Here is a 23931-nt window from a genome sequence, read left to right as displayed (position 1 = left end):
GGGGCCTCCCTTCATGATCAGGCCTTTCACTGGAGCGAGGTATGTACTTCACCGACAGGGGGATCGAGGAGCTCGTCGAGCGGCGCGGCGAGGAGGAGGTCAGCGTGGGCTGGCTCGCCGAACGGCTGCGTGAGTTCGTGGACCTCAACCCCGAGTTCGAGGTTCCCGTCGAGCGGCTGGCCACCTGGCTCGCCCGCCTCGACGAAGACGACGACTGACTTCCCGGGGGGCCGGCGACGCGATACATCTTGACTTTGCACAAACGAGATATATCTTGTTTGTGGATGGTTCGTCCGCGCGGATGCCGACCCGCGCGGACGCAGGACTTCGCGTGGAAGGGCCTGAGCGATGCCCCAATGGACGATCGACTCTCCTGGACGGCTCACGTTCGGAGAGGTCACCGCGCTCAACGTGCGCGTCGTGGCCGGTCGGCTGGCCGTGCTGGCCAGTGACGGCCCGCCGACCCTCGAAGTGACGGAGGTGGAGGGCTCGCCGCTGGTGGTGACCCACGACGACGACGGCCGCCTGACGGTCGCGTACAAGGACCTCACGTGGGACGGGATCCTGGGCTGGTTACGCCCGGGCCCGCGCAGGACCACGCTGACGCTGACCGTGCCGAAGACCTGTCCCGTACAGGCCGGTGTCGTCTCCGCCTCCGCCGTCGTGACGGGCATGGAGGGGATCACCGGCGTGAAGGCCGTGTCCGGCGACATCGTCCTCGACGGTGTCAGCGGCGAGGTGCAGGCCGAGACGGTCTCGGGCTCGGTGGAGAGCCGGGGACTGGCCGGCGATCTGTCCTTCTCCAGCGTCTCCGGCGACCTCACCGTGGCCGCCGGTTGGCCCCGGCGGCTGCGCGCGAACACGGTCTCTGGACGCGTCACCGCGGACCTGGAAATGGAGCCCACCGGTCACGTCACACTGCACGGCATGTCGGGCGCCATCGTCGTACGGCTCCCGCACGACGTGAACACCGACGTGTCCGCCCACTCGGCCTCGGGCCGGATCGAGTCGGCCTTCCCCGAGTTGTCCGCCACCTCGGTGCCCGGGGCCCGCTCCCTCAGCGGCCGTCTGGGCGGCGGCATGGCGTCCCTCTCGGCGACCACGGTGTCCGGCGCCGTCACCCTGCTGTGCGGGCAGCCCGCCGGCAGGCGAGCGGAGAAGCCATGAGCGCGCGTGGCGAACGCATCAGGAACACGGCGTGCGGCGTGACGCGAGCCGAGATCGAGGAGAGAGCATGAGTCCGGTGTTCGGGCACGGCCGGTTGCGGTTGTACCTGCTGAAGCTGCTGGAAGAGAGCCCGCGGCACGGCTACGAGGTCATCCGGCTCCTGCAGGACCGCTTCCTCGGCGTCTACTCCCCCTCCCCCGGCACGATCTATCCCCGGCTGGCCCGGCTGGAGGACGAGGGCCTGGTCACCCACGAGGTAGTGGACGGCAAAAAGGTCTTCACGCTCACCGACAAGGGCCGGGCCGAGCTGAACGACCGGATGGACGAGCTGGCCGATCTGGAGCAGGAGATCACCGCCTCGGTCCAGGACATCGCGCGGGAGGTCAAGGAGGACGTGCGGCAGACCGTACGTTCCCTGCGCGAGGAGCTCACCCAGATGGCCAGGGACATCGGTCACGACGACCGAGACCCGCGGCATGAGCAGAAGGAGGAGTGGCGGCGGCAGCGCGACCACGCCAAGGAGGAGTGGCGCAGGCAGAAGGAGGAATGGCGCCGCCACAAGCGCCAGTGGAAGGAGGAGAGCGACCGTTGGCAGCACGAGTGGCGCCGGATCTGGGAGGAGTCCTGGGGATTCGGCGGCGAGCGGCAGGGCGGCCACGACGTCGCGCTCAGCCGGATGCTGGCCGATTTCGTCGCCGACGTTCACCGCTCGTCCGGCGCGGGCGTGCGTGACGAGCGTGCTCTGGCCGAGTGCCGTGCCGCTCTCGACGAGGCCGCCGAGCGCATCCGCCGGGCCCTGGGCTCCTGAACCCGTCAGAGCGTGAAGACCACCTTGCCGAAGATCTCGCCGCGGTGCATGGCGGCGAATCCCTCCTCCGCCTCGGCCATCGGCAGCACCCGGTCGATCGTCGGCCGGACACCCGTCTGCTCCAGGAACACCGCGAGCCGCGCGAGCTGCCCCCGCGTCCCCATCGTGGATCCGATGATCGATTTTTGCAGGAAGTAGACCTGCGCGAGCTGCGTCGCGGCGACCATGCCACTCGTCGCGCCGCAGGTGACGATCCGGCCGCCCGGGCGCAGGGAGCTGAGCGAGTGCTTCCAGGTGGCCTCGCCGACCGTCTCCATCACCGCGTCCACCCGCTCGGGCAGCCGCGCGCCCGTCTCGAACACCCGGTCGGCGCCGAGCGCGAGGGCCCGTTCGCGCTTGTCCTGCGAGCGGCTGGTGGCCCAGACACGGAAGCCGCCGGCCCGGCCGAGCGCGATCAACGCGGTCGCCACGCCGCCGCCGGCGCCCTGGACGAGGATGGTCGAGCCCGGCTCCAGTCCGGCCTTGTCGAAAAGCATGCGGTAGGCCGTCAGCCAGGCCGTGGGCAGGCAGGCCGCCTCCTCGAAGGAGATCGCCGCGGGCTTGGGCACCAGATTGCGGCGGGGCACCGCCACCTTCTCCGCGAACGTCCCGTCGTGCTTCTCCGACAGCAGCGAACGCGCCGGGTCGAGGGTCTCGTCCCCGTCGACCGGTGTGCCGATCACCGAGTGGACGATGACCTCGTTGCCGTCCTCGTCGATCCCCGCCGCGTCGCAGCCGAGCACGATCGGCAGCCGGTCCTGGCTGATCCCCACCCCCTTGAGGGTCCACAGGTCGTGGTGATTCAGCGCGGCGGCCCGGACCGTGACGGTCGTCCATTCCTCCGGTACGGCGGGCTCGGGGTGCTCCCCGAGCGTCAGGCCCTTGAGCGGGTCGTCCGGATCGGTCTGTGTGGCGGTGACGGCGAACATGCCAGAACATTACTCCGGCAGTCGCGCCGTGTCCGGACGCCCGCGCACGGCTCGCCGCCGGTGCCCTCGACACTCGACGAGACCGGCGGGACCTGGCGGACATGCCCCCGGGCCCCTCGCCGCGGTTTCCCTATTTGCCCTTTACGTTCCCTGTACGCCGCGTGCGGTCGACTATCCGGGTCAGAAGTCGAACAATGCTCCGGCGGCCGACCGCTTCTCACAGTCGTTGCCGAAGGTGCGCCGGAACTGGAAGTACTTCCCGTCCCAGATGCCGCTGGCGGTGACCGTGACAGGTGCGTAGATCATCGTGCAGGGCTCGGCCTCGTTCACCCGAAGAGCGCCCGGGTCGAGATTCGTGCTGTTCAGCCACGTGCAGGCCTTTTCCGGCGAGGGGTGCGAGCCGCCCACCGGCGCGCAGTTCAGGAAGACCGACCGCGTCGGCGGCTCCGCCTGCTCGCCGTCCGCGACGGTCAGGATCACCGCCCGCACCCGGGAGGACGGCGGCCGCACGTCCCGCAGGGCGATCTCGGGCGGCGGCGGCGCCGGCAGCGTGTCCGCCCCCGTGGGCGTCACGGATGCGAGCAGCTCGGCTCGGGCAGCCGTTCCGCCGTCGCCGGAGGCGCCGGCCTGGGCCCGGGCCGGGGCGGAGAAGCCGGCGGCCAGTGCCGTACCGGTCAGTAGAACAAGCAGCGGTTTCATGCGATCCCCCCGTTTCCGCTGGTGACCAGCGTCCTCACGGGCGACCTCCGGGGCAAGCGCCCACTCCGGAACCGCACCGGAATGTGATGTACCACAGACCACATCGGTTCCGCTCGCTTCATAACGAGCTGGACAAGAAGGTGTGCCACAACCGTATGGATCTGGAAAAATCACCCCTTAGTATCCATATCTCCACACTGAGAGGTCCACGGTGACCAGGAAGCTCACACTCGCCGCGCGTGGCGTCGTCGCCGCCGCGAGTGCGGTCGCCGTTCTGTGGAGTCAAGGACCGGCCATTCCCGCGACCGTCCCGTCCCGCGTCGCCACGACGACGGTCTCCGCCGTGACCGGCGTCAGCAAGGGCGGGGTCAGCGCCTTCCCCCTCGCCCCGAGCCAAGCGGACGAGCAGCGGGTGGCGGCGTACTGGAGCCCGGAGCGGCTCAAGCAGGCCAGCAGCTACGTGCCGAGCACGAAGCCGTCCCCCACCACCAGGAGCACGACCTCCGCGGTGGAGATGGGCCCGGGAGACACGACACCGCGCGCGAGGGCGCCCCGGGCCGTGGCGCCCCCGCCCGAGGCCTCCCCGCCGATGGTGGGCAAGGTGTTCTTCAAGATCGGCGACAAGGAATACTGGTGCTCCGCCTCCGCGGTGCACTCGGCCCACCGCAACCTCGTCGCCACCGCCGGGCACTGCGCGTACACACTCTCCCAGGACAAGCCGGTGGCCAACTGGGTCTTCATTCCCGGCTATCACGACGGCGTCGCCCCCTCCGGCATCTTCGTCGGCCACACGCTCTACATGCACGAGGACTTCGCCGGCCAGGGCGACTTCGACCGCGACTACGCCTTCGTGACAGTGCATCGGGGCTTCTCCTGGCAGCCGTACGTGGAGAACGGCAGGCTCAAGTACCGGTCGGTCGACGTGGGCCGCCTGGAGGACAAGGTGGGCGCCTTCCGTTTCGCCTCCGGCAAGCCGATCGGACGACCGACCTACGTCTTCGGCTACCCCGCGGGGGCGAACCCCGACGGCAGCCGCCCGTACACCGGCCAGACGGTGAAGTCCTGCAGCGGCACCACCGAGAAGAAGTTCGTCAGCGCGCCGACATGGCAACTCGAACACGGGGTGCGGCTGCCGAGTTGCCCGTTCACGGCCGGCGCGAGCGGCGGCCCATGGGTGATCGGCTACAACGCCGCCACGCGGACCGGCTACATCACCGGAATCACCAGCCTGACCTGGAACCTCAGCGGCGGCGGACGCCTCGACGCCGTCTCCACGCCGTACTTCAACCAGTTGACCCAGCGGGTGTACGCGCAGGCGAGCAAGCAGGGCACGGGCTGATCTCTACGCGGGCCACGAAGCCCTCAATGTGATTCGCATCACATCCCGATCTCTCGTCCGACTGCGCACAGTAGGCGATTTGACACAGAAGGCCTTCTAAGCGACCTGCACTGATGCCGCGCCACGCTTCCGGCATTGACAAGCGCTGTTAATGATCGCGTAAGAGTCGCGAGCGTGACGGACGTAGAAGCACGTAAAGCACGGGTAAAGGCGAGAGGTAATGTCTTTACTAGCCCTTTACTGATGAGTGGGACGCATGTGGCCTACCACGACAGCATCTGGAGATTCATGAACACCCGAGTCAAGCGCCTCATCCTCCCCATCGGGGGCGTGGCCGTCGCCGGCCTCGTCGGGGCCACGATGGCGGTCCCGGCTCAGGCCGCCGGTGACACGGCCCACGACACCCTGGCCGGCAGCGGCCTCGCCGCGAAGAACGTCGTCGCCTACTGGCTCAACGAGAAGGCCTCCAACCTGATCAAGGCCACCCCGTACGGCTACGAGAGCCAGGTGAGCGCGAAGCACGTGTCGACGGGCGGGCCGTCCGCCGACAGCAAGCCCGGCACCGTCTCCCCCACCGGCAGCGGCGGGTCCGGCGGCACGCTGAAGAACGTGAACCTGCCGCGCACCACCGGCAAGGTCTTCTTCCGCGGCGCCGACGGCCGGCCGCACTGGTGCAGCGCGACCTCCGTCCAGTCGAAGTACGGCAACCTGGTCGCCACGGCCGGGCACTGCGTCTACGACACGAAGTCCAACAAGGCCACCATGGACCGCTGGGTCTTCATCCCCGGCTACTACCAGGGCAAGGCCCCGTGGGGCATCTACGTCGGCAAGACGGCGTACACCCACTACGACTTCGACGTCTACGAGGACGGCGACCGCGACTACGCGTTCGTGACCGTCTACAACGGCATCAAGGCGGGGCGCGGTGGCGACCTGCGCAACGTCGCCGAGTGGAACTGGAAGCAGGTCGACAGGAAGACCTACAACCAGTACGACCGCTTCATCCGCAAGAGCAGGGGCGGCAAGTACTACGTCGTCAAGTTCACCGACGCCGGCCGGCTCGAAAGCAACGTCGGCGGGCAGGGCCTGGCCTACAACCAGAAGGTCGGCAGCTCGGTCTACGTGTTCGGCTACCCGAGCGGGTCGCACCCGGACGGCAACCACGCCTTCACCGGCCAGACCCTCAAGTGGTCGTACGGCAAGACCTTCGCCGCCAAGGCCCCCTCGGTCAAGGGCGAGGAGCTCGTGGGCGTCAAGTCGTCCTTCACCGGTGAGGGCTCCTCGGGCTCGTCGTGGCTGCTGAAGTACAGCAGCGCCAAGCGGCTCGGCTACCTCAACGGCGTCACCAGCGCCGTCTCCGACACCGACGGCAACAAGCGGATCGACACCAGCGTCTCCCCGTACTTCGACGGCGAGACCTACGGCGTCTACAAGGCCGCCGCCAACAACTGGTCCGGCTCCATCGCCTGACGCTCCGCAAGCGGCCGCCGGCCGCCCGGCAGCACTCCGCGGGCAGACCGCGCGTGGCATGCTGGGCGGACGGCGACCGCGAGGAGATCAACGATGACCCACCCGTTCAGTACGCAGCCCGCCCCCCGGCGTACCCCCCTGAACGCGGAGGAAAGGGCGCGCGGCGAGATCAACTTCTCGCGGCTCGTCACCGAACACCTCGTCACGAAGGGGCGGTTCAGGATCACCGCCGACACCCCGGAGATGGTCGATCTGTGGCAGGCGGTCGCCCGCAGGGCGGGTGAAACGCTCGGGCGGCCGGTGGTCAGCTACGCCAACGGCCGGGACATCGTCATCACGTTCGCCCAGGAGGCCCCCTCTCTCGCGACGCAGGAGTGAGCACCGGCCGAAGTGCCCCGTCGACACCGGCGGGGCACTTCGGCGTTTCTGGCGTTTTTCCCTCAGGTGTCGCGAAGGTCACCGGCCAATCGCCGCGTTGTTTTCCCGACTTGATCCCCATCGCTGTATGTTCCTTCGCAGCCCGTACACACCGCACTCCCGAGGGCCGCGGGGCGAGGGAGACGTTCCACAGCAAGGAGATCCGGTTGAAGCGCATCCTCCCCCCGCTGTGGGGTGCGGCGGCGGCCGCGTCGCTCGTCGTCGGGAGCGCGGTGCCCGCTCACGGTTACGAGATCACCGTGACGACCCCCCTCGCCTCCGGCGCGAAGGTGACCTCCATCCTCGCCTACTGGCTCAGGGACGGCGGGCGCTCACTCTCCGGCGCGACTCCCGTGGCCGCTCCGGCCGGCATCGCGGCCACCGCCGTCACAGCCGAGAGCTCCGCTCCCGGCGGCGTACGGGGCGTGGTGCCCGCCGCCGCCGGGGTCAAGCGGGCCAGTGGCCCGTCGAGGAACGTCAACCTGCCGAGGACGACGGGCAAGGTCTTCTTCGTCGGCGCGGACGGCCGGCCCCACTGGTGCGCGGGCACGTCCGTGCAGTCCGACCATCGCAATCTCGTGGCGACGGCCGGGCACTGCGTGTACGCCATGAGGCCCACAGGCAGGACCACAGCGACGCCCTACCGGTATTGGATCTTCATACCGGGGTTCGCCGGCGGCGGCACGCCGTGGGGGGTCTACGCCGGGGAGCGGGCCTTCGCCCACAGCGACTTCACCAGATACGCCGATCTGGATCGCGACTACGCGTTCGTCAGCGTCCACGCCGGCGTGCTGCCCAAGCACGTCGCGCTGCGGGACGCGGCGCAGTACGCGGCGTTCTCCGGCGGCCTCAAGTGGCGCACGGCCACCGGCTACACCGGGATCAGGCTGCTTCCCGCGGGACGTCTCGGCGACAAGGTCGGCGGCCAGGGCCTCGCCTACAACCTGCCGGTCGACCGGCCGCTCGCCATCTTCGGTTACCCCCTGCGGACCGCCGAACGTCCCGCCGACGCGCGAACCGGGCTCACCCGGGCCTACCGCAGGCCCTTCCTGGCCCAGGACCTGTCCAGGAACGCGAACGAACTGGTCGCCGTGCGCTCGGCCTTCGCCACCGCCTCCGGGTCACCGTGGCTGGCCGCCTACCGAGGCGTACGCGGCCTGGGGTATCTGAACGGCCTGACCATCGGCCTTTCCGGCCCGGCGACCGGGCTGTCGCCGTACTTCGACGGCGAACTCTTCCAGGTCTACAACACAGCCCGGCGGGCCGGCTCCGCATAAGGCCGGTCCACGGCGTCGAAGAATGGGCTCCCCGCGCGGAGAGGGCGGCCCGAGCGGCGTCGCCGAGGCCCCTCGCGCTGATGCCCGGGGCCCGGAGGCACCGATCAGACGGCGACCGTCTCCCTGTTCGCGGCCGCCGCCACGCGGCCCCGGCCGCGCTCCAGCAGCTCCGCCACCCGTGGCTCCGCGGCGTACGGCGCGAACCTGCGGCACATGTCCGCCGCGTACGTCCGGGTGCGCGCCGACTGAATGGTGTCGGCGAGGTCGAGGGCCGACGACGCCGCCTGGCACGCCTCCTCCAGTTCGCCCTCCTGGATGAGGGCCGTGGCGAGCAGTGAGAGGTTGAACATCCTGCCGCGCACGTAACGCCCGTCCATCACCAGCGAGCGCCGGGCCTGCCGTACGGCCCGCGTCCCGTCGCCGAGGTCGCGCAGGCAGTGGGCCGACTTCGCGGCCAGGTAGGCCTCGTCGAAGTAGCCGATCCAGCCGGGCTCGTTCTGCGGCGTCCGCCGGTCGAAGGCGATCTCCGCCTCGTGCAGGGCGCCGCCGCACGCCGTGCGCTCCCCGAGCAGGGCCAGGGCGTGCGCCTCCAGCACCCGGGCCTCGGCCAGCAGAGAGCCGACCCCCGAGCGCCGCGCCGCCGCGACGGCCGCCCTGGCCAGCTCCAGCCCGTGCCGCGGATGCCCGATGTAGACGGCCTGATGGCTCATCCCGGCCAGGATCTCGCCGCACAGGGCGTGGTCTCCCGCGCCGCGCGCGAGGCCGAGCGCCTGGATCAGGTAGCGCTGGGCCAGCCCGTGCTGCTCCAGGTCGTAGGCCATCCATCCCGCGAGCCGGGTCAGCTCGGCCGCCGCGACCGCCAGCGAGCGCCCGGTGGCCTCGCCGTACGCGCCCTCCCGCAGCAGCGGCGTCACGGCGGTGTGCAGGTAACGGACGACCGGCCCGCGGATGCTGCCGCCGCCGAACCGGTTGTCCAGCTCGCTGAACGACCGGGTCACCTCGCGTATCGCGGCCACGTCCGAGGGCCCGACCCGGCGCGGCCCGTTCGCGGAGAGCCGCTCCCCGTCGGGCGCCGCCAGCCAGCGGAACATGCCCGCCGAGCCCGCTCCCAGGGCGAAGGTGGAGTCGAGCAGGAACCTGCGCCGCTCGACGTCGGCCCTCCACAGTGCTGTCACGCTTGCCACACCCTCCTCCCACGAATGGGGGAACTCCTGTCCCAGATCGGCGGGGACCGTTCCACACGGCATGCCGATGTCCTCCCTGGACACCTGCCGCCCCAGCCGCAGCGAGAAGATCTCGGCCAGCAGCCCGGGAACCGGTTCGCGCGGGCGGCGGCCGCCGATCCAGCGCAGCACGGAACCGTGGTCGTACCGCATTCCCCGCAGTCCTCGGGCCGAGCCGAGACCGTTGAGCCGGCGGGCCAGGCCCTTGCGGGACAGTCCGGCTTCGGTGAGGTGCTGCTGGAGCAGGCGGTTGGGGTCAGGTCGCATCGCTCTCCAACCGGGACAGGCAATAGCCGAGTTGGTAACGGAGAGCTTTCTTTATAGCACTAACCGTGATGACCTAAAGGGATTCCAAAGATGTCGACGGCCTTGACAGCGAGAACCCGGAAGGGCCGCGCACCGCGCGGTCACGCGGCTCGCGGCCCTTCCGGGTTCCGTACGGAGGCTACTTGCGGGCGACGCCGTCCTCCCGGGCCTGCCGCGCGACGGCGGCGATCACCGCGGGGGCGACCCGGACGTCGAACGGCGAGGGGATGACGTAACTCTCGGCGACGTCGTCCCCGACCACGGCCGCCAGCGCGTCCGCCGCCGCCACCTTCATGTTCTCCGTGATCGTCGTGGCGCGGACGTCGAGCGCTCCGCGGAAGACCCCGGGGAAGGCCAGCACGTTGTTGATCTGGTTGGGGTAGTCGGACCGGCCGGTGGCGACCACGCGGGCGTGCCGGCCCGCCACCACCGGGTCCACCTCGGGCGTGGGGTTGGACAGCGCGAACACGATCGAGTCCGGCGCCATCGCCGCGATGGCCTGCTCCGAGACCGTGGACCCGGACAGGCCGACGAACACGTCGGCGCCGGCGAGCGCCTGCTCGGTCGATCCGGACAGGCCGATCCTGTTGGTGTCGCGGGCCAGCGCCCGCTTGACCGGGTTCAGGTCTTCGCGCCCGGCGTGGATGACGCCCTTGGAGTCGGAAACCGCGATGTCGCCGATCCCGGCGTTCAGCAGGATCCGCGACACGGCGACGCCGGACGCGCCGGCGCCGGCCACCACCGCCCGCAGGTCGCCGAGGGAGCGCCCGGTCAGGCGGGCCGCGTTGCGCAGCGCGGCGAGGACCACGATCGCGGTGCCGTGCTGGTCGTCGTGGAAGACGGGGATGTCGAGGCGCTCTCGCAGGCGCTCCTCCACCTCGAAGCAGCGGGGGGCGCTGATGTCCTCGAGGTTGATGCCGCCGAACGACGGCGCGAGCCTGACGACGGTCTCGACGATCGCGTCCACGTCGGTGCAGTCGATGCAGACGGGAACCGCGTCGACGCCGGCGAACTGCTTGAACAGCAGGGCCTTGCCCTCCATCACGGGCATGGCGGCGGCGGGGCCGATGTCGCCGAGCCCCAGGACCGCGGTGCCGTCGGAGACCACGGCCACGACGTTGGAGACCCAGGTGTAGTCGTTGACCAGGTCCGGGTTGTCGGCGATGGCGGTGCAGACGCGGGCGACCCCGGGCGTGTACGCGAGCGACAGATCGTCGGCGTCGCGAACCGGGACGGTGGAGCGGACCTCCAGCTTGCCGCCGCGGTGCAGCGCGAACGCGGGATCCAGGTCGAGCGATTCCAAGGAAGCAGATGTAACGGTCACAGCGACCCCAGTGTCGAAAGGACGAGTTCCTTCGGTAGACGCCGTCAAGAGAACGAAAGCCCTGGCTTCGGTAGCCGCCGGAGGCCGTCGTCGTTGACGGTCGTCCGTCTCTTGAGGGGGTACGGGGGTCACCCGTTTCACTGATTGTGCCACAGAAAGTGTCGGGCGCCTGTGCCCGAGCGGGTCACATATCGGTGCGCGATCAGGTGTTCCCCCAGGCCATCGGGCGTGTAATACTCGGCTTTGCCAGTGGTCTCTTACATACTTGGGCGCCCCAGTGGACTTGACGTCTTACGCCGAGCTGGCCGTTCAGCTGGTCAACATGGGCGACGAACTCAAAAACCCCTTCTCCCTGCGAGCCCTGCTGGAGGAGACGGGCCGTACGGAGGCGGCAGCGCGTCTCACCCGCCGTGACATCGACGCGCTGTGCGAGCTGCGCGACGAACTCGCGGAGGTCTTCGCGTCCGCCGCGGAGGGCGACGACGCGGATGTCGTCGAGCGGCTGAACGGGCTGCTGGTCCGCCATCCCGTGCATCCGCAGATCTCGGGACACGACGGCCAGCCCTGGCACCTGCACCTGACCGAGGGCGGCCGGGTGGCCGACGCCCTCTCGGTCGGGTCGGTCATGGGCCTGGCCAGCGTCGTGACCCGGCTCGGCGTGGACCGGCTCGGCACCTGCCAGGCGGCGCCGTGCCGCAACGCCTACCTCGACACCTCCTCCAACCGGTCGCGCCGCTACTGCTCCGAGCGGTGCGCCAGCCGGGCCAACGTGGCCGCCTACCGGGCGCGCAAGCGGGGCGCCTGACCCGGACGCCGGTACGTCCCGCCCAGACGGCTCGATCGACCCGCCCCGGACGGCCCGATCGAGCCGTGACCGGGTGAGGCGGCCGGGTCAGACGGCCGGTGCGGGGAACCGCAACGCGGGCCGGGGCCAGTAACGCAGCACGACCCGGCCCACGACGTCCTCCTCGGGCACCGCGCCGAAGTCCCAGCTGTCGCGGCGCCCCGGGGCCGACTGGTTGTCGCTCTCCAGCCACCAGCCGTCACCCGTGAGCCGGAAGGCCCGCTTGACGATCAGCCCGTGCGGCCGCCTGGCGACCACCACGTCGCCCGGCCGGACGGGGGCGCCGAGCCGTACCAGCAGCCAGTCTCCGGGCCGCAACGCGGGCAGCATCGAGTCGCCGGAGACACACACGGCGGTGAGCACATCCCCCTCCGCACGATGATTTCGAGACGAGTAAGGTCGGTCCTGGAACAGTGCTGTCACCAGCATTCCTAAGGAAGGATTCCGATGCTCGCACGACTGCTGCGACCCCGGCACGAGGTGTCCGCCCACTGCGACCTGCCGTGCGGGGTCTACGACCCGGCGCAGGCCCGCATCGAGGCCGAGTCGGTGAAGGCGATCATTAAGAAGTACGCCGACAACGACGACCCGGTCTTCAGGACCCGCGCGCTGATCATCAAGGAACAGCGGGCCGAGCTGGTCAAGCATCACCTGTGGGTGCTGTGGACCGACTACTTCAAGCCCCCGCACCTCGAGCAGTACCCGCAGCTCCACCAGCTCTTCTGGGACGCCACGAAGCTCGCCGGCGCCGCCGGCGCCAAGGGCACCGTCGACCCCTCCCTGGCCGACGACCTCCTCGCGAAGATCGACGAGATCGCCAAGATCTTCTGGGAGACCAAGGCCGCCTGAGTCTCGGGATCTCGCGCCCCGCACGGCCTTCAGGGGCCGCGCGGGGCCAGATCATCCCAAGGCCCATACAAACTCCATATTCGGTAGCACGGAATTTACGTGCAGTTACCTCCAAGGATCGCCACAATCAGCGCGTTCAGCCGGGGCAGCACCGCGCGAGTGGCGGTAAGTTGCAGTCAGCGGCACTCAGCCGGCTGAAAGGGCGAGGAGGAACGTGACCGAGGAAACCGAGACGCCTGCGGTGGATCTGACCGGGATTCGCGATGCTGTGAGTGTCCGGCTGCCCGCCGTGAGCGCCTACCTGTCCGTGCTGCGCACGGCCACCGCCGGGCTCGCCGCACGGCTCGACTTCACCCTCGACCAGATCGAGGACCTGCGCATCGCCGTCGACGAGGCGTGCGCCATGTTGCTGCGGCACGCCGTGCCCGGGACCGACCTCCTCGCGGAGTTCGAACTCACGGGCCAGGAGATGACGGTTCGCGTCGAGGTCAACACGCTCGGCGTCAGCTCGCCCAACCGGGAGGACTTCGCCTGGATGGTGCTGACCGCGCTGGCCGACGACGTGGACGCCATCTCCGACCACGCCGACCACCTGGCGATCGTGCTGCGTAAGCGCCGGAGCACGGCGAGGCCGTCGTGATGACGGAAAGGACGAGTGCGATGACCTCCGGCGACTCGGCGGTGCCGGACCGCGTCCGCGCGCGCACACTCTTCGCCGAGCTGTCGGAGCTTCCGCCTGACGACCCCAGGCGGCAGCGCATCCGCGACGAGCTGGTCGAGCTTCACCTGCCACTGGTGGAGTACCTCGCCCGCCGCTTCCGCAACCGGGGCGAGTGGCTCGACGACCTCACGCAGGTCGCCACGATCGGCCTGATCAAGTCGATCGACCGTTTCGACCTCGCGCGCGGCGTGGAGTTCTCCACGTACGCCACCCCGACCATCGTCGGCGAGATCAAACGGCACTTCCGCGACAAGGGCTGGGCGGTCCGCGTGCCGCGCCGGCTGCAGGAGCTGAAGCTCTCGCTCACCAAGGCGATAAGCGAACTGTCGCAGCGGGAGAGCCGGGCGCCCACGGTCGCCGAACTCGCCGTCCACCTGGGCATGAGCGAGGAGGAGGTCCTCGAGGGCCTGGAGTCGGCCAACGCCTACTCCACCGTGTCGCTCGACGCGCCCGACTCGGGCGACGACGACGCTCCCGCCGTGTCCGACTCGCTCGGCATCGTGGACGAGTCCCTGGAGGGTGTGGAGTACCGCGAGTCGCTCAAGCCACTCCTGGAGCGCCTGCCGCCGCGTGAGAAGCGGATCCTGCTCCTGCGTTTCTTCGGCAACATGACGCAGTCGCAGATCGCGACCGAGCTGGGGATCTCGCAGATGCACGTGTCCCGGCTGCTCGCCCGGACCCTGGCCCAGCTCCGCGAGGGCCTCACCGCCGAGGACTGACCGTCGGAGAGTGGCCGCCGGGGAGTGACCGCCGGGGAGTGATCGGGGCCGGGCGAACGCGACAGCCGGCCACGGACCGCCACGGACTGGAGACAGGACCACTGGGCCCGATGACGGACGCGACGCGACGACTGTGACGCCGCACTCCCCCCTGCGGCGCCCCAGTCGGAGACCGCGCGGCTCAGGACTCGCCGGGAGTGCCGTCCTCCCCCATGAGGGCGTGGGTGGAGGCCGGCGCGAGCAACGCGACCAGGGCGACCACCGCCGCGGCGACGAGCGGGACCCCGAAGGCGTACTGCGCGGACTGGATGAGGCTGATCGCCACCGGAAGCGCGAATATCTGTGTCACCACGGCCGGGCCCCGGCTCCAGCGCAGCACCTGCCACAGGCCCCAGGCCACCCAGAGCAGCAGGGCGCCGCCGAGCACGCCGAACCCGGCCACCGCGATGCTGGTGACGAGGTCGGTGGGCTGTCCGATCACGGTTTCGACGCCGACGAAACCCCCCATGACGAGGGCGAGCAGGCCCTCCGCGGCCAGGACGGCGGCGGCCACGGTGAGCGTGGCGGGGCGGCCGGCGGAACTGCTGATCACACCGCCCAACCCTACCCGCAGAGGCGCGCGCCAGGCGTCGCCCGGCATGGGCGGTAAACCGTTCGTTAACCTTCAGGCATGCGGGCACTCCTCCTCGTCAATCCCAAGGCGACCTCGACGCACCGGCGCACCCGGGACGTGCTGATCCGGGCGCTCGGCGCCGCCGTCGACCTGACCGTCGAGGAGACCGCCTACCGCGGCCACGCGACCGCGCTCGCGGCCGCCGCGCACGCCAAAGGCTTCGACACGGTGGCGGTCCTCGGTGGTGACGGAACCATCAACGAAACCGTCAACGGCCTGCTGGAGACCCGGCCCGGCGAAGGCGCGAGCGAGCGGCCCGCGCTCATCGTGATCCCCGGGGGCAGCGCGAACGTCTTCGCCCGCGCCCTGGGGCTGCCCAACAACCCGGTCGAGGCGACCGGTGCCGTCCTGGAGGCGCTACGCGAAGGACGCCACCGGACCATCGGTTTGGGGCAGGCGATTTGGCATGACGAGGTTTCGGGCCCGGATCCGGGGGCAGGAGCGCCACCTGACCAGCAAAGGTCCAGATATTTCACATTTTGTGCTGGGTTGGGATACGACGCCGAGGTCGTCCGAGCCGTGGAGGGCTTGCGGAGCGCGGGACACCGCGCGCTGCCCGCTCTCTACGTGAACACGACGGTTCGCCACTTCTTCGTGACGGACCGCCGACGGCCGGCGATCCGGCTGTCGCGTCCCGGCCGGCCGACAGAGGATGGGATCTTCATGGCGATCGTGTCCAACACGTCGCCGTGGACGTACGCCGGCACACGTCCGATCAACCCGACGCCGTGGGCCGGATTCGAAACGGGGCTCGACATGCTCGCGCTCCGCAAGATGAACCTGCCGACCGTGCTCTCGCTCGTCCGGCAGATCATCGGCGAACACCGGGGACTACCGCGCGGTAAACACTTCGTTCAGCTCCATGACGAGGCCGAGTTCACCCTGCGTGCCTCACGCCCGGTCGCCTTCCAGCTCGACGGCGACTACCTCGGGGAACACGAGTGGGTGATCTTCCGCGCTATCCCGGACGCGTTACAAGTGCTCGTCTAGCCTGTTACAACCAGTCATAGTGTGACGCATCCGACAGCCACGACGGGCAAAACCTTGTCCCAAACCTCTTGTGTGGTGTTGGTACGGCTGAAAAGCTGAACTACGACGTCGGAACGTAGGACCTTTACGGAGACCACCGCCTCCGTGAAGAGCCCCGGCGATCGCGCGGATGAGCCCGGCCCCCACCCAGGATCCGGGCAATCGTCCGCAGCAGCTAGTGAAAGAGTTCACAAAGTTGACGGCCAGAGGAGCCGCGGAGGCTCCGCCTTACGAAGGAGTGGAACGCATGGACTGGCGCCACCGCGCTGCCTGCCGTGACGTGGACCCCGAGCTGTTCTTCCCGATCGGGAACACTGGTCCGGCGCTCATGCAGATCGAAGAGGCCAAGCAGGTATGTCGGCAATGCACGGTCGTCGAGTCCTGTCTCAAGTGGGCCCTCGAATCCGGCCAGGACGCCGGAGTCTGGGGCGGGCTCAGCGAGGATGAGCGCCGTGCTCTCAAGCGCCGTACCGCTCGCGCCCGCGCCCGCGCCGCCGTCTGACTCCCCGCCGCACGCGAACGCCTTCGGTGAATGCCCGCCTTGGCATTCACCGAATCGCGGGGCACGCGGGCCCGGCCGGGACGACCGCGCAGCCTCCCGCCCGTAGGACCGTCTGTTCCACCAAGGCATCGCGTCCACTATGGCATCCCCCACACAGGTCCCGCACAGCGGACCCCCTCTGACGCATCCCGCCCAAGGGTTGACGTCTCCCACCTGAGGGCCGGCGGGGATGCCTCTCCCGCCCGAACCGGGCGGGGAATCAGCCCGGCTGGACCGGGATGCTGAGGCTGACCTCGGTGCCCCCGCCCTCTCTCGTGGCCACGCCCAGGCGGCCGGACAGTTCGCCGACCACCAGCGTACGGACGATCTGGAGCCCAAGGCTCCCGGTGGCGTCGAGGTCGAAGTCCTCGGGCAGGCCCCTGCCGTCGTCGGCGACCGTGATTTCCAGCCGGTCGGCGGTCCGGGAGACGACGACCTGCACGTTTCCGGAGCAGTGGGCGAACCCGTGCTCGACCGCGTTCTGCAGCAACTCGGTCAGCACCATGGCGATGGGGGTCGCGACCGCCGCGGGCAGCACGCCGAAGCTGCCGACCCGCTTGATCATCACCTGCGCGAGCGCCACCTCCGCCGTCATCGCGATGACCCGGTCGGCGATGTCGTCGAACTCGACCATCTCCTCCGGCATCTGGGCGAGGATCTCGTGAACGATCGCGATCGAGCCGACCCGCCGTACGGCCTCGTTCAGCGCCTCCTGGCCCTCCGGGTTGTTCAGCCGGCGCGCCTGCAGCCGTAGCAGCGCGGCCACGGTCTGCAGGTTGTTCTTGACCCTGTGGTGGATCTCGCGGATCGTCGCGTCCTTGGTGAGCAGCTCCCGCTCGCGCCGCCGCAGCTCCGTCACGTCGCGGATCAGCACCAGCGCGCCGATGCGGCCCCCCGCGACGATCAACGGGATGGCTCGTAGCTGCACGACCGTGCCGCCGTTCTCCACCTCGGTCTCCCGAGGGGCCCGCCCGCTGGCGACGACCATCAGGTCCTCGTTGATCGGCTCGTCGGAGTAGCACAGGTCGGCGGTCGTCTTCCCGAGGTCCGCCCCCACGAGGTCGGCGTGCAGGCCCAGTCTCCGGTAGGCCGACAGCGCGTTGGGCGAGGCGTAGGTGACCCGGCCGGCCTTGTCCAGGCGGAGCAGGCCGTCGCCCACCCGGGGCGACCTGACCAGGATCGGCTCCTCCTCCGCGAAGGGGAACCTGCCCTCGGCGACCATCTGCGCCAGGTCGGACGCGCTCTGCAGGTAGGTCAGCTCCAGGCGGGACGGCGTACGCGCCGACGACAGGTTGGTCGAGCGCTGGATGACCCCGATGATCGGGCCGCCCTTGCCTCGCCGCACCGGGATCGTCTCCTCGCGCACCGGCACGCCGCTGGACCAGTCGGGGTCGCCCTCCCTGCAGATGCGGTGCTCGGCCCAGGCCACGTCGATCAGCGGTCGCTCCCCCATGGCGATGGACACGCCCACGACGTCGTCGTGGTAGACGGTGGGGCCGGTCGTGGGCCGCATCTGGGCCACCGCCACCCACCTCGTGCCGCCCTGGCCGGGAACCCACAGGATGAGATCGGCGAACGACAGGTCGGCGAGCAGCTGCCAGTCGGAGACCAGCGAGTGGATCCAGTCGAGGTCGGCGGGATCGAGCGCGGTGTGGCGCGACACCAGGTCGCTGAGAGTCGGCACGAGTGCATGATGCGACGCCGTCCGGGTCGAAAGCGAATCGACCATCGCCACCTGGCAAGATGCACCTCATGACAGGGCCGATGGACAGACTGCGCGCGGCCGCCGCCGAGCGGGAGGCGGCGGGCCTGCGGCGCGCCCTCCGCCCGCGCACGCCCGGCCATGACGGCCTGCTCGACCTGGCGTCCAACGACTACCTTGGGCTCTCCCGGGACGAGCGGCTCGTCGAGGCGGCCGTACGGGCCACCCGGGAGTGGGGGGCGGGGTCGACGGGTTCGCGGCTGGTCACCGGCTCCACCCGGCTCCACGCCGATCTGGAGGATCGGCTCGCCGCGTTCGCCGGGGCGGCCCGGGGCCTGGTGTTCTCCTCGGGGTATCTCGCCAACCTCGCCGCGGTCGCCGCCCTCGGCCGGGGCGGCCTGATCGTCTCCGACGCGGGCAACCACGCCTCGATCGTGGACGCCTGCCGGCTGTCGCGGTCGCGGGTGGTGGTCACGCCGCACGCGGACGTGGAGGCCGTGGACAGGGCCCTGGCCGAGCGTGTCGAGGAGCACGCTCTCGTCGTCACCGACGCCGTCTTCTCCGTCGACGGCGATCTCGCGCCGCTGCGCGCCCTGTACGAGGCGGTCGTTCGGCACGGCGCGCTCCTCGTGGTGGACGAGGCCCACGCGCTCGGCGTGGTGGGCGACCACGGCAGGGGCGCGGTGCACGCGGCGGGCCTCGCCGGATGTCCGGACATTGTGACAACGATCACGCTGTCGAAGTCGCTCGGCGCTCAGGGCGGCGCCGTGCTGGGCGCGCCCGAAGTGATCGACACGCTCGTGGACACCGGGCGGCCGTTCATCTTCGACACCGGCCTCGCACCGGCGTGCGCCGGCGCCGCCCTGGCCGCCGTCGATATCCTGGAAAGCACCGCTGACCTGCCCGGACGTGCCCGGCAGCGAGCCCGGGAGCTGACCGCACTGGCCCGCGAGCTCGGCCTGGAGACGACCGATCCGGCGGCCGCCGTGGTGCCGGTCGTGCTCGGTTCGCCGCGGCTCGCCGTGTCGGCGGGAGCTCTGTGTGCGGAACTCGGGGTCCGCGTGGGATGCTTCCGGCCACCGTCGGTGCCTCAGGGCGGGTCCTGTCTGCGGTTGACCGCAAGGGCCGATTTGAGGTCCGATGATCTCGCGGTGGTCCGGGGGGCGCTCACCGCTGTGGCCGAGTTGGCGTCGTGGCCCGCGTTGACGATGCGGCCGAGTTGAAGGTGGACAGGTGACGCAGCACAGCGAGGATACTCCCCGGGTTCCCAAGTACTACGACGTGAAGCGCAATCTTCTGGAGCTCACCAAGAGTATGCCCGCCGGCAGTGCGCTCCCTCCCGAGCGCACCCTGGCCGTACGCTTCGAGACCTCTCGGACGACGGTCCGGCAGGCGTTGTCGGAGCTCGTGGTCGAAGGGAGGCTGCTGCGCATCCAGGGCAAGGGCACATTCGTCGCCCAGCCCAAGGTCGCCCAGGTCCTCCAGCTCACCTCGTACACGGGTGACCTGCGCACGGTCGGCCTGGAGCCGGACACCAAAATCCTCGACATCAGCTACATCACGGCCGACGAGGCCCTCGGCCGGCGGCTGGCCATCAACCCCGGCAGCCGGGTCCTGCGGATCCACCGCCTGCGCCTGGCCAACGGCGAGCCGATGTCCATCGACACCACGCATCTGTCCGCCCGCCGCTTCCCCCGCCTGCGGCGCGAGCTGGAGGTGCACTCCTCGCTGTACGAAACCCTGCACAACGCCTACAACGTACGGCTGACCGACGCGGAGGAGGTCATCGAGACCGTGCTCGCCACGCCGTACGACGCGCAGGTGCTCGGGGTGGACGTCGGCCTGCCCATGCTGCTGCTGACCCGGCACGCCTTCGACGCCGACGGCAACCCCGTCGAGTACGCCCAGTCCCTCTACCGCGGCGACCGCTACAAATTCGTCACCCGCCTCCGCCGTCCCTGAGGAGAATCCGAGCGAGCCGAGGGGCGCGCCGCCGATCTGGACTGAGGAGCGCGCGGGAGCGAAGCGACCAGAGCGCTACGAGGGAAGTGCCCATGGCGCGCCTCCGGCACGACCCGGCGCAATCGAGCGCCCCGAAAGCGAAGCGGGAAACACAGAGCGAGCCGAGGGGCGCGCCGCCGATCTGGACTGAGGAGAGAGGGAGTGAGGAACGAACTCCCGAACGACGAGGGAAGTGCCCATGGCGCGCCTCCGGCACGACCCGGCGGAATCGAGCGCCCCGAAAGCGAAGCGGGTAACACAGTGAGCATTCTCGTGGTGACCGGGACGGACACCGGGGTCGGCAAGACGGTGGTGACGGCCGCGCTCGCCGCCCTGGCCAGGGAGCGTGGCGCGACCGTCGCGGTGGTGAAGCCCGCGCAGACCGGAGTGGCCGTGGGAGAGCGCGGGGACCTCGACGAGGTGATCCGCCTGTCGGGGGTGACGACGACCTTCGAGATGACGCGGTATCCCGACCCTCTCTCCCCCGCCGCCGCGGCCCGTGTCTCCGGCATGCCGCCGCTGTCGCTCGCGTCGGCGGCGGCCCGGATCGGGGAGCTGGCCGAGTCGCACCGGCTGGTGCTCGTCGAGGGGGCCGGAGGCCTGCTGGTCCGCTACGACGAGGAGGGCGGCACGCTCGCGGACCTGGCACGGCGGCTGCACGCCCCGGTCCTCGTGGTGGCGCGCGCCGCGCTGGGGACGCTCAACCACACGGCGCTGACGCTCGAAGTCGCGGCGGGCCGGGGCCTCGACCTGGCGGGCGTGGTGATCGGCTCCTGGCCGGCCGATCCCGGGCTCGCGGAGCGGTCGAACGTCGCCGACCTGGAGATGCTGGCCGCCCGGCCGCTGTCGGGCGCGCTCCCCGAGGGCGCCGGGGCGCTCCGCAGGGACGCGTTCGCCCGCGCCGCCCGCGCCGGGCTCGCTCCCACGCTCGGCGGCATGTTCGACCCGGCGAGATTCCGCACGACCCTTAAGCTGCCCTTGTAACGGGCCGCAACTGAGAGAACACGGAAGGTGCCGAATGACGACCGCCATCCTGGATATCGCCCGCGTTCAGGTCCTGGATGAGGGAACGGGGCTCGACGCGGCCCAGGTGCTGGAGTGCCTGACCCTGCCGGACGAGCGCCTGCCCGACCTGCTCGCGCTGGCGCACGAGGTGCGGATGAGGTGGTGCGGTCCCGAGGTCGAGGTGGAGGGGATCGTCTCGCTCAAGACCGGCGGCTGCCCGGAGGACTGCCACTTCTGCTCACAGTCCGGGCAGTTCTCCTCCCCGGTCCGGGCGGCCTGGCTCGACATCCCCTCGCTCGTCCGGGCGGCCGCCGAGACGGCGGCGACCGGGGCGACGGAGTTCTGCATCGTGGCGGCCGTACGCGGGCCGGACCGGCGGCTGATGGACCAGGTCCGCGAGGGCGTGCGGGCGATCCGGGAGGCGGTCGGCATCAATGTGGCCTGCTCGCTCGGCATGCTCACGCAGACGCAGGTGGACGAACTGGCCGAGATGGGGGTCCACCGCTACAACCACAATCTGGAGACCGCCCGGTCGCACTTCCCCCGCGTCGTCACCACGCACACCTGGGAGGAACGCTGGGACACCTGCCTCATGGTCCGGGAGGCGGGCATGGAGCTGTGCTGCGGCGGCATCGTCGGCATGGGCGAGACCCCGGAGCAGCGGGCCGAGTTCGCCGCCCAGCTGGGCGAGCTGGAGCCGGACGAGGTGCCGCTCAACTTCCTCAACCCCCGCCCGGGCACTCCGCTCGCCGGCCGGCCGCTCGTCGAGGGCGCCGAGGCGCTGAAGACGATCGCCGCGTTCCGCCTCGCCCTGCCGCGGACGATCCTGCGGTACGCCGGGGGCCGCGAGCTGACCCTGGGCGACCTCGGCACGAGGGACGGCATGCTGGGCGGTGTGAACGCGATCATCGTCGGCAACTACCTGACCACCCTGGGCCGGGCGCCCGAGCGCGATCTGGAGCTGCTGGCCGACCTCAAGATGCCCATCAAGGCGCTCTCGCAGACCCTCTGAGGCCGCCGGCGGGCGGTCGGCTGGAATCCCAGTCCGCGGGGGCGGAGTAGCCGCGACGACACCGGGCATCAGCGGAGGTGACCGACGTTCTCCTGTGGCTGGAGGGCATTGGCCGCCCATCTGTTCCGGTTACTGACCGACTGGTAGGTTTCACCCTATGGAGTCCCCCAAACACGCAGGCGACATCGCGGTCGCCGTCTCCCAGGCCTACGGCGTGGACACCATGTTCACGCTCTCCGGTGGGCACGTCTTCCCCCTGTACGACGGGGCCGTCCATCAGAACATGCGCATTCTCGACGTGCGCCACGAGCAGAGCGCGGTGTTCGCGGCCGAGGCGACGGCCCGGCTGACCCGCAGGCCCGGCCTCGCCGTGCTCACCGCCGGCCCCGGCGTCACCAACGGCGTCTCGGGGGTCGCCACCGCCCACTTCAACGGTTCCCCGGTCGTCGTGCTCGGCGGGCGCGCTCCGCGCTCACGCTGGGGCTCCGGCGCCCTGCAGGAGATGGACCATCCGCCGCTGTTCGAGCCCATCACCAAGCTCGCCTTCACCGGTTCGGGCGCGGACTCCATCGGGCAGGACGTCGAGATGGCCTTTCGGACCGCCCTGGCCCCGCATCGCGGCCCGGTGTTCCTCGACGTCTACATGGACGACCTGTTCTCCCCGTCGCCCGAGTACGTCTCGGAGACGCTGACCCCGTCACCGCTGGAGCCCGATCCCGAGGCCCTCGCCGGCATCGCGCGGCTGCTCGCCGAGGCAGAGCGCCCGGTGCTGGTGCTGGGCTCGGACGTCTGGATGGAGCGCGCCGAGGAGGCCGCGCGGGACTTCGCCGAGGAGTGGCGCCTGCCCGTCGTCCCCAACGGCCAGGGCCGGGGCATCCTGCCCGCCGGGCACGAGCTGCTCGTCACCCGTGCCCGGGGCGTCGCCTTCAGTCAGGCCGACCTCGTCATCGTGGTCGGCACCCCGCTCGACTTCCGGCTCGCGTACGGCTGGTTCGGCGGCAAGGAGGGCGCGCCCCTCGCCAGGGTCGTCCACATCGCCGACGCGCCCTCCCAGCTCGCCATCCACACCGGCCTGTCCGGCTCGGCCGCCGGCGACCTGTCGGTCGTCTTCTGGGGCCTGTCGGCGGCGTGCGGGACCGCCGGGGTGAACCCCAAGGCGTACGAGCCGTGGGTCAGCAGGCTGAGCGAGGCCACGACGGCGGCGATCGCGCAGGACGCGGCCATGCTGGAGTCGGACGCCGACCCGATCCACCCGATGCGCATCTACGGCGAGCTCAACAAGGTGCTGGCCGACGACGCGGTCGTCATCGGCGACGGCGGCGACTTCGTCTCCTACGCCGGCAAGTACGTCGAGCCGCGCCGGCCGGGCAGCTGGCTCGACCCCGGCCCGTACGGCTGCCTCGGCACCGGGCTCGGCTACTCCATCGCGGCACGGCTGGCGAGACCGTCGTCCCAGGTCGTGCTGCTGCTCGGCGACGGCGCGGCGGGCTTTTCGCTGATGGACGTCGACACGCTGGTCCGCCACCGTCTGCCGGTCGTCATGATCTGCGGCAACAACGGCATGTGGGGCCTGGAGAAACACCCCATGCAGATGCTGTACGGCTACGACGTGGCGGCCGAGCTTCAGCCGCAGTGCCGCTACGACCAGGTCGTCACCGCGCTCGGCGGCGGCGGGGAGCTCGTCACGTCGCCCGGCGAGATCGGCCCCGCGCTGCGGCGCGCCTTCGACTCCGGCGTGCCCTACCTGGTGAACATCGCCACCGACCCGGCGATCGCCTACCCGCGCAACACGACCGGAGTGTGACCTCCGGCGGAGCCCCGCGTACGTCCGTCTCGC

25 protein-coding genes are annotated in these 23931 nt (G+C 70.5%); 18 read left to right on the top strand and 7 right to left on the bottom strand.

Annotated features, from left to right (window positions below; translation table 11 throughout):
- Positions 1-41: 41 nt before the first annotated feature.
- The 3 genes from AB0O28_RS35935 to AB0O28_RS35925 all read left to right on the top strand — a co-directional run bounded on the left by AB0O28_RS35935 (position 42) and on the right by AB0O28_RS35925 (position 1975).
- Positions 42-218, top strand: coding sequence for a DUF6104 family protein (locus AB0O28_RS35935; RefSeq protein ID WP_167769298.1), 177 nt, complete (start codon positions 42-44; stop codon positions 216-218).
- A gap of 130 nt (positions 219-348) precedes the next feature.
- Positions 349-1167 (top strand): DUF4097 family beta strand repeat-containing protein, encoded by an 819-nt coding sequence (locus AB0O28_RS35930; RefSeq protein WP_363647048.1) that lies wholly within the window; start codon positions 349-351, stop codon positions 1165-1167.
- Positions 1168-1234: 67 nt separating this feature from the next.
- Positions 1235-1975: a PadR family transcriptional regulator gene (locus tag AB0O28_RS35925; protein WP_363647047.1), complete on the top strand. Its 741-nt coding sequence runs from the start codon at positions 1235-1237 to the stop codon at positions 1973-1975.
- 5 nt (positions 1976-1980) lie between these two features.
- Here AB0O28_RS35925 and AB0O28_RS35920 read toward each other — a convergent pair whose 3' ends face one another.
- Complete coding sequence (locus AB0O28_RS35920) at positions 1981-2943, bottom strand: zinc-binding dehydrogenase (protein ID WP_363647046.1); 963 nt, start codon at positions 2941-2943, stop codon at positions 1981-1983.
- A gap of 180 nt (positions 2944-3123) precedes the next feature.
- Positions 3124-3642, bottom strand: coding sequence for an SSI family serine proteinase inhibitor (locus AB0O28_RS35915; protein WP_363647045.1), 519 nt, complete (start codon positions 3640-3642; stop codon positions 3124-3126).
- 211 nt (positions 3643-3853) lie between these two features.
- Between AB0O28_RS35915 and AB0O28_RS35910 the strand changes: the two genes are divergently transcribed.
- The 4 genes from AB0O28_RS35910 (at position 3854) to AB0O28_RS35895 (ending at position 8145) form a co-directional block, all read left to right on the top strand.
- Positions 3854-4981 carry a trypsin-like serine protease gene (locus AB0O28_RS35910; protein ID WP_363647044.1) on the top strand — a complete coding sequence of 376 codons (1128 nt, stop codon included), beginning with the start codon at positions 3854-3856 and terminating at the stop codon, positions 4979-4981.
- Between the two features lie 243 nt (positions 4982-5224).
- The gene (locus tag AB0O28_RS35905; RefSeq protein WP_363647043.1) at positions 5225-6451 is read left to right on the top strand and encodes a hypothetical protein; all 1227 of its coding nucleotides are present in this window, start codon (positions 5225-5227) and stop codon (positions 6449-6451) included.
- A 93-nt stretch (positions 6452-6544) separates the two neighbouring features.
- Positions 6545-6829, top strand: coding sequence for a hypothetical protein (locus AB0O28_RS35900; RefSeq protein ID WP_363647042.1), 285 nt, complete (start codon positions 6545-6547; stop codon positions 6827-6829).
- 206 nt (positions 6830-7035) lie between these two features.
- Positions 7036-8145: a hypothetical protein gene (locus tag AB0O28_RS35895; RefSeq protein WP_363647041.1), complete on the top strand. Its 1110-nt coding sequence runs from the start codon at positions 7036-7038 to the stop codon at positions 8143-8145.
- 104 nt (positions 8146-8249) lie between these two features.
- On the opposite strand, the gene AB0O28_RS35890 is transcribed toward AB0O28_RS35895, so the two are convergent.
- A complete protein-coding gene (locus AB0O28_RS35890) occupies positions 8250-9635 on the bottom strand; it encodes a hypothetical protein (protein WP_363647040.1) in 1386 nt (461 codons plus the stop codon).
- A gap of 178 nt (positions 9636-9813) precedes the next feature.
- Complete coding sequence (locus AB0O28_RS35885) at positions 9814-10977, bottom strand: NADP-dependent malic enzyme (protein WP_363647039.1); 1164 nt, start codon at positions 10975-10977, stop codon at positions 9814-9816.
- 298 nt (positions 10978-11275) lie between these two features.
- Here AB0O28_RS35885 and AB0O28_RS35880 point away from each other — a divergent pair, with 298 nt between their 5' ends.
- Positions 11276-11803, top strand: a complete 528-nt coding sequence (locus tag AB0O28_RS35880) for a CGNR zinc finger domain-containing protein (protein ID WP_363647038.1) — start codon at positions 11276-11278, stop codon at positions 11801-11803.
- A gap of 87 nt (positions 11804-11890) precedes the next feature.
- On the opposite strand, the gene AB0O28_RS35875 is transcribed toward AB0O28_RS35880, so the two are convergent.
- The gene (locus AB0O28_RS35875; protein WP_363647037.1) at positions 11891-12205 is read right to left on the bottom strand and encodes a S24 family peptidase; all 315 of its coding nucleotides are present in this window, start codon (positions 12203-12205) and stop codon (positions 11891-11893) included.
- Between the two features lie 84 nt (positions 12206-12289).
- Between AB0O28_RS35875 and sodN the strand changes: the two genes are divergently transcribed.
- The 3 genes from sodN (at position 12290) to AB0O28_RS35860 (ending at position 14131) form a co-directional block, all read left to right on the top strand.
- A complete protein-coding gene (gene sodN, locus AB0O28_RS35870) occupies positions 12290-12691 on the top strand; it encodes a superoxide dismutase, Ni (protein ID WP_139580370.1) in 402 nt (133 codons plus the stop codon).
- Positions 12692-12905: 214 nt separating this feature from the next.
- Positions 12906-13331, top strand: a complete 426-nt coding sequence (locus tag AB0O28_RS35865) for an ATP-binding protein (protein WP_079316287.1) — start codon at positions 12906-12908, stop codon at positions 13329-13331.
- Positions 13331-14131, top strand: coding sequence for an RNA polymerase sigma factor SigF (locus AB0O28_RS35860; RefSeq protein WP_030511447.1), 801 nt, complete (start codon positions 13331-13333; stop codon positions 14129-14131). Before AB0O28_RS35865 ends, AB0O28_RS35860 begins: the two co-directional genes overlap by 1 nt.
- A 181-nt stretch (positions 14132-14312) precedes the next feature.
- Here the strand turns inward: AB0O28_RS35860 and AB0O28_RS35855 are convergent, their stop codons facing one another.
- A complete protein-coding gene (locus tag AB0O28_RS35855) occupies positions 14313-14723 on the bottom strand; it encodes a hypothetical protein (protein WP_363647036.1) in 411 nt (136 codons plus the stop codon).
- A gap of 78 nt (positions 14724-14801) precedes the next feature.
- Here AB0O28_RS35855 and AB0O28_RS35850 point away from each other — a divergent pair, with 78 nt between their 5' ends.
- A complete protein-coding gene (locus tag AB0O28_RS35850; RefSeq protein ID WP_363647035.1) occupies positions 14802-15794 on the top strand; it encodes a diacylglycerol kinase family protein in 993 nt (330 codons plus the stop codon).
- Positions 15795-16080: 286 nt separating this feature from the next.
- Positions 16081-16335, top strand: a complete 255-nt coding sequence (locus AB0O28_RS35845) for a WhiB family transcriptional regulator (RefSeq protein ID WP_363647034.1) — start codon at positions 16081-16083, stop codon at positions 16333-16335.
- Positions 16336-16594: 259 nt separating this feature from the next.
- On the opposite strand, the gene AB0O28_RS35840 is transcribed toward AB0O28_RS35845, so the two are convergent.
- On the bottom strand, positions 16595-18058 hold the full coding sequence (locus AB0O28_RS35840; protein ID WP_363647033.1) for a PAS domain-containing sensor histidine kinase: 1464 nt from the start codon (positions 18056-18058) through the stop codon (positions 16595-16597).
- A gap of 80 nt (positions 18059-18138) precedes the next feature.
- Between AB0O28_RS35840 and AB0O28_RS35835 the strand changes: the two genes are divergently transcribed.
- The 5 genes from AB0O28_RS35835 to AB0O28_RS35815 all read left to right on the top strand — a co-directional run bounded on the left by AB0O28_RS35835 (position 18139) and on the right by AB0O28_RS35815 (position 23898).
- Positions 18139-19299 carry an 8-amino-7-oxononanoate synthase gene (locus tag AB0O28_RS35835; protein ID WP_363647032.1) on the top strand — a complete coding sequence of 387 codons (1161 nt, stop codon included), beginning with the start codon at positions 18139-18141 and terminating at the stop codon, positions 19297-19299.
- Positions 19300-19309: 10 nt separating this feature from the next.
- Entirely contained in the window at positions 19310-20038 is a 729-nt protein-coding gene (locus AB0O28_RS35830) for a GntR family transcriptional regulator (protein WP_363647031.1), read from the top strand.
- Between the two features lie 300 nt (positions 20039-20338).
- Positions 20339-21061: a dethiobiotin synthase gene (gene bioD / locus AB0O28_RS35825; RefSeq protein ID WP_363647030.1), complete on the top strand. Its 723-nt coding sequence runs from the start codon at positions 20339-20341 to the stop codon at positions 21059-21061.
- Positions 21062-21095: 34 nt separating this feature from the next.
- The gene (bioB, locus tag AB0O28_RS35820; protein WP_363647029.1) at positions 21096-22094 is read left to right on the top strand and encodes a biotin synthase BioB; all 999 of its coding nucleotides are present in this window, start codon (positions 21096-21098) and stop codon (positions 22092-22094) included.
- A gap of 157 nt (positions 22095-22251) precedes the next feature.
- Positions 22252-23898: an acetolactate synthase gene (locus tag AB0O28_RS35815; protein WP_363647028.1), complete on the top strand. Its 1647-nt coding sequence runs from the start codon at positions 22252-22254 to the stop codon at positions 23896-23898.
- Positions 23899-23931 lie beyond the last annotated feature (33 nt).

The organism is Microbispora sp. NPDC088329 (assembly GCF_040685655.1).
Lineage (GTDB): Bacteria > Actinomycetota > Actinomycetes > Streptosporangiales > Streptosporangiaceae > Microbispora.
This window is presented reverse-complemented; position numbering and strand designations above follow the sequence as displayed.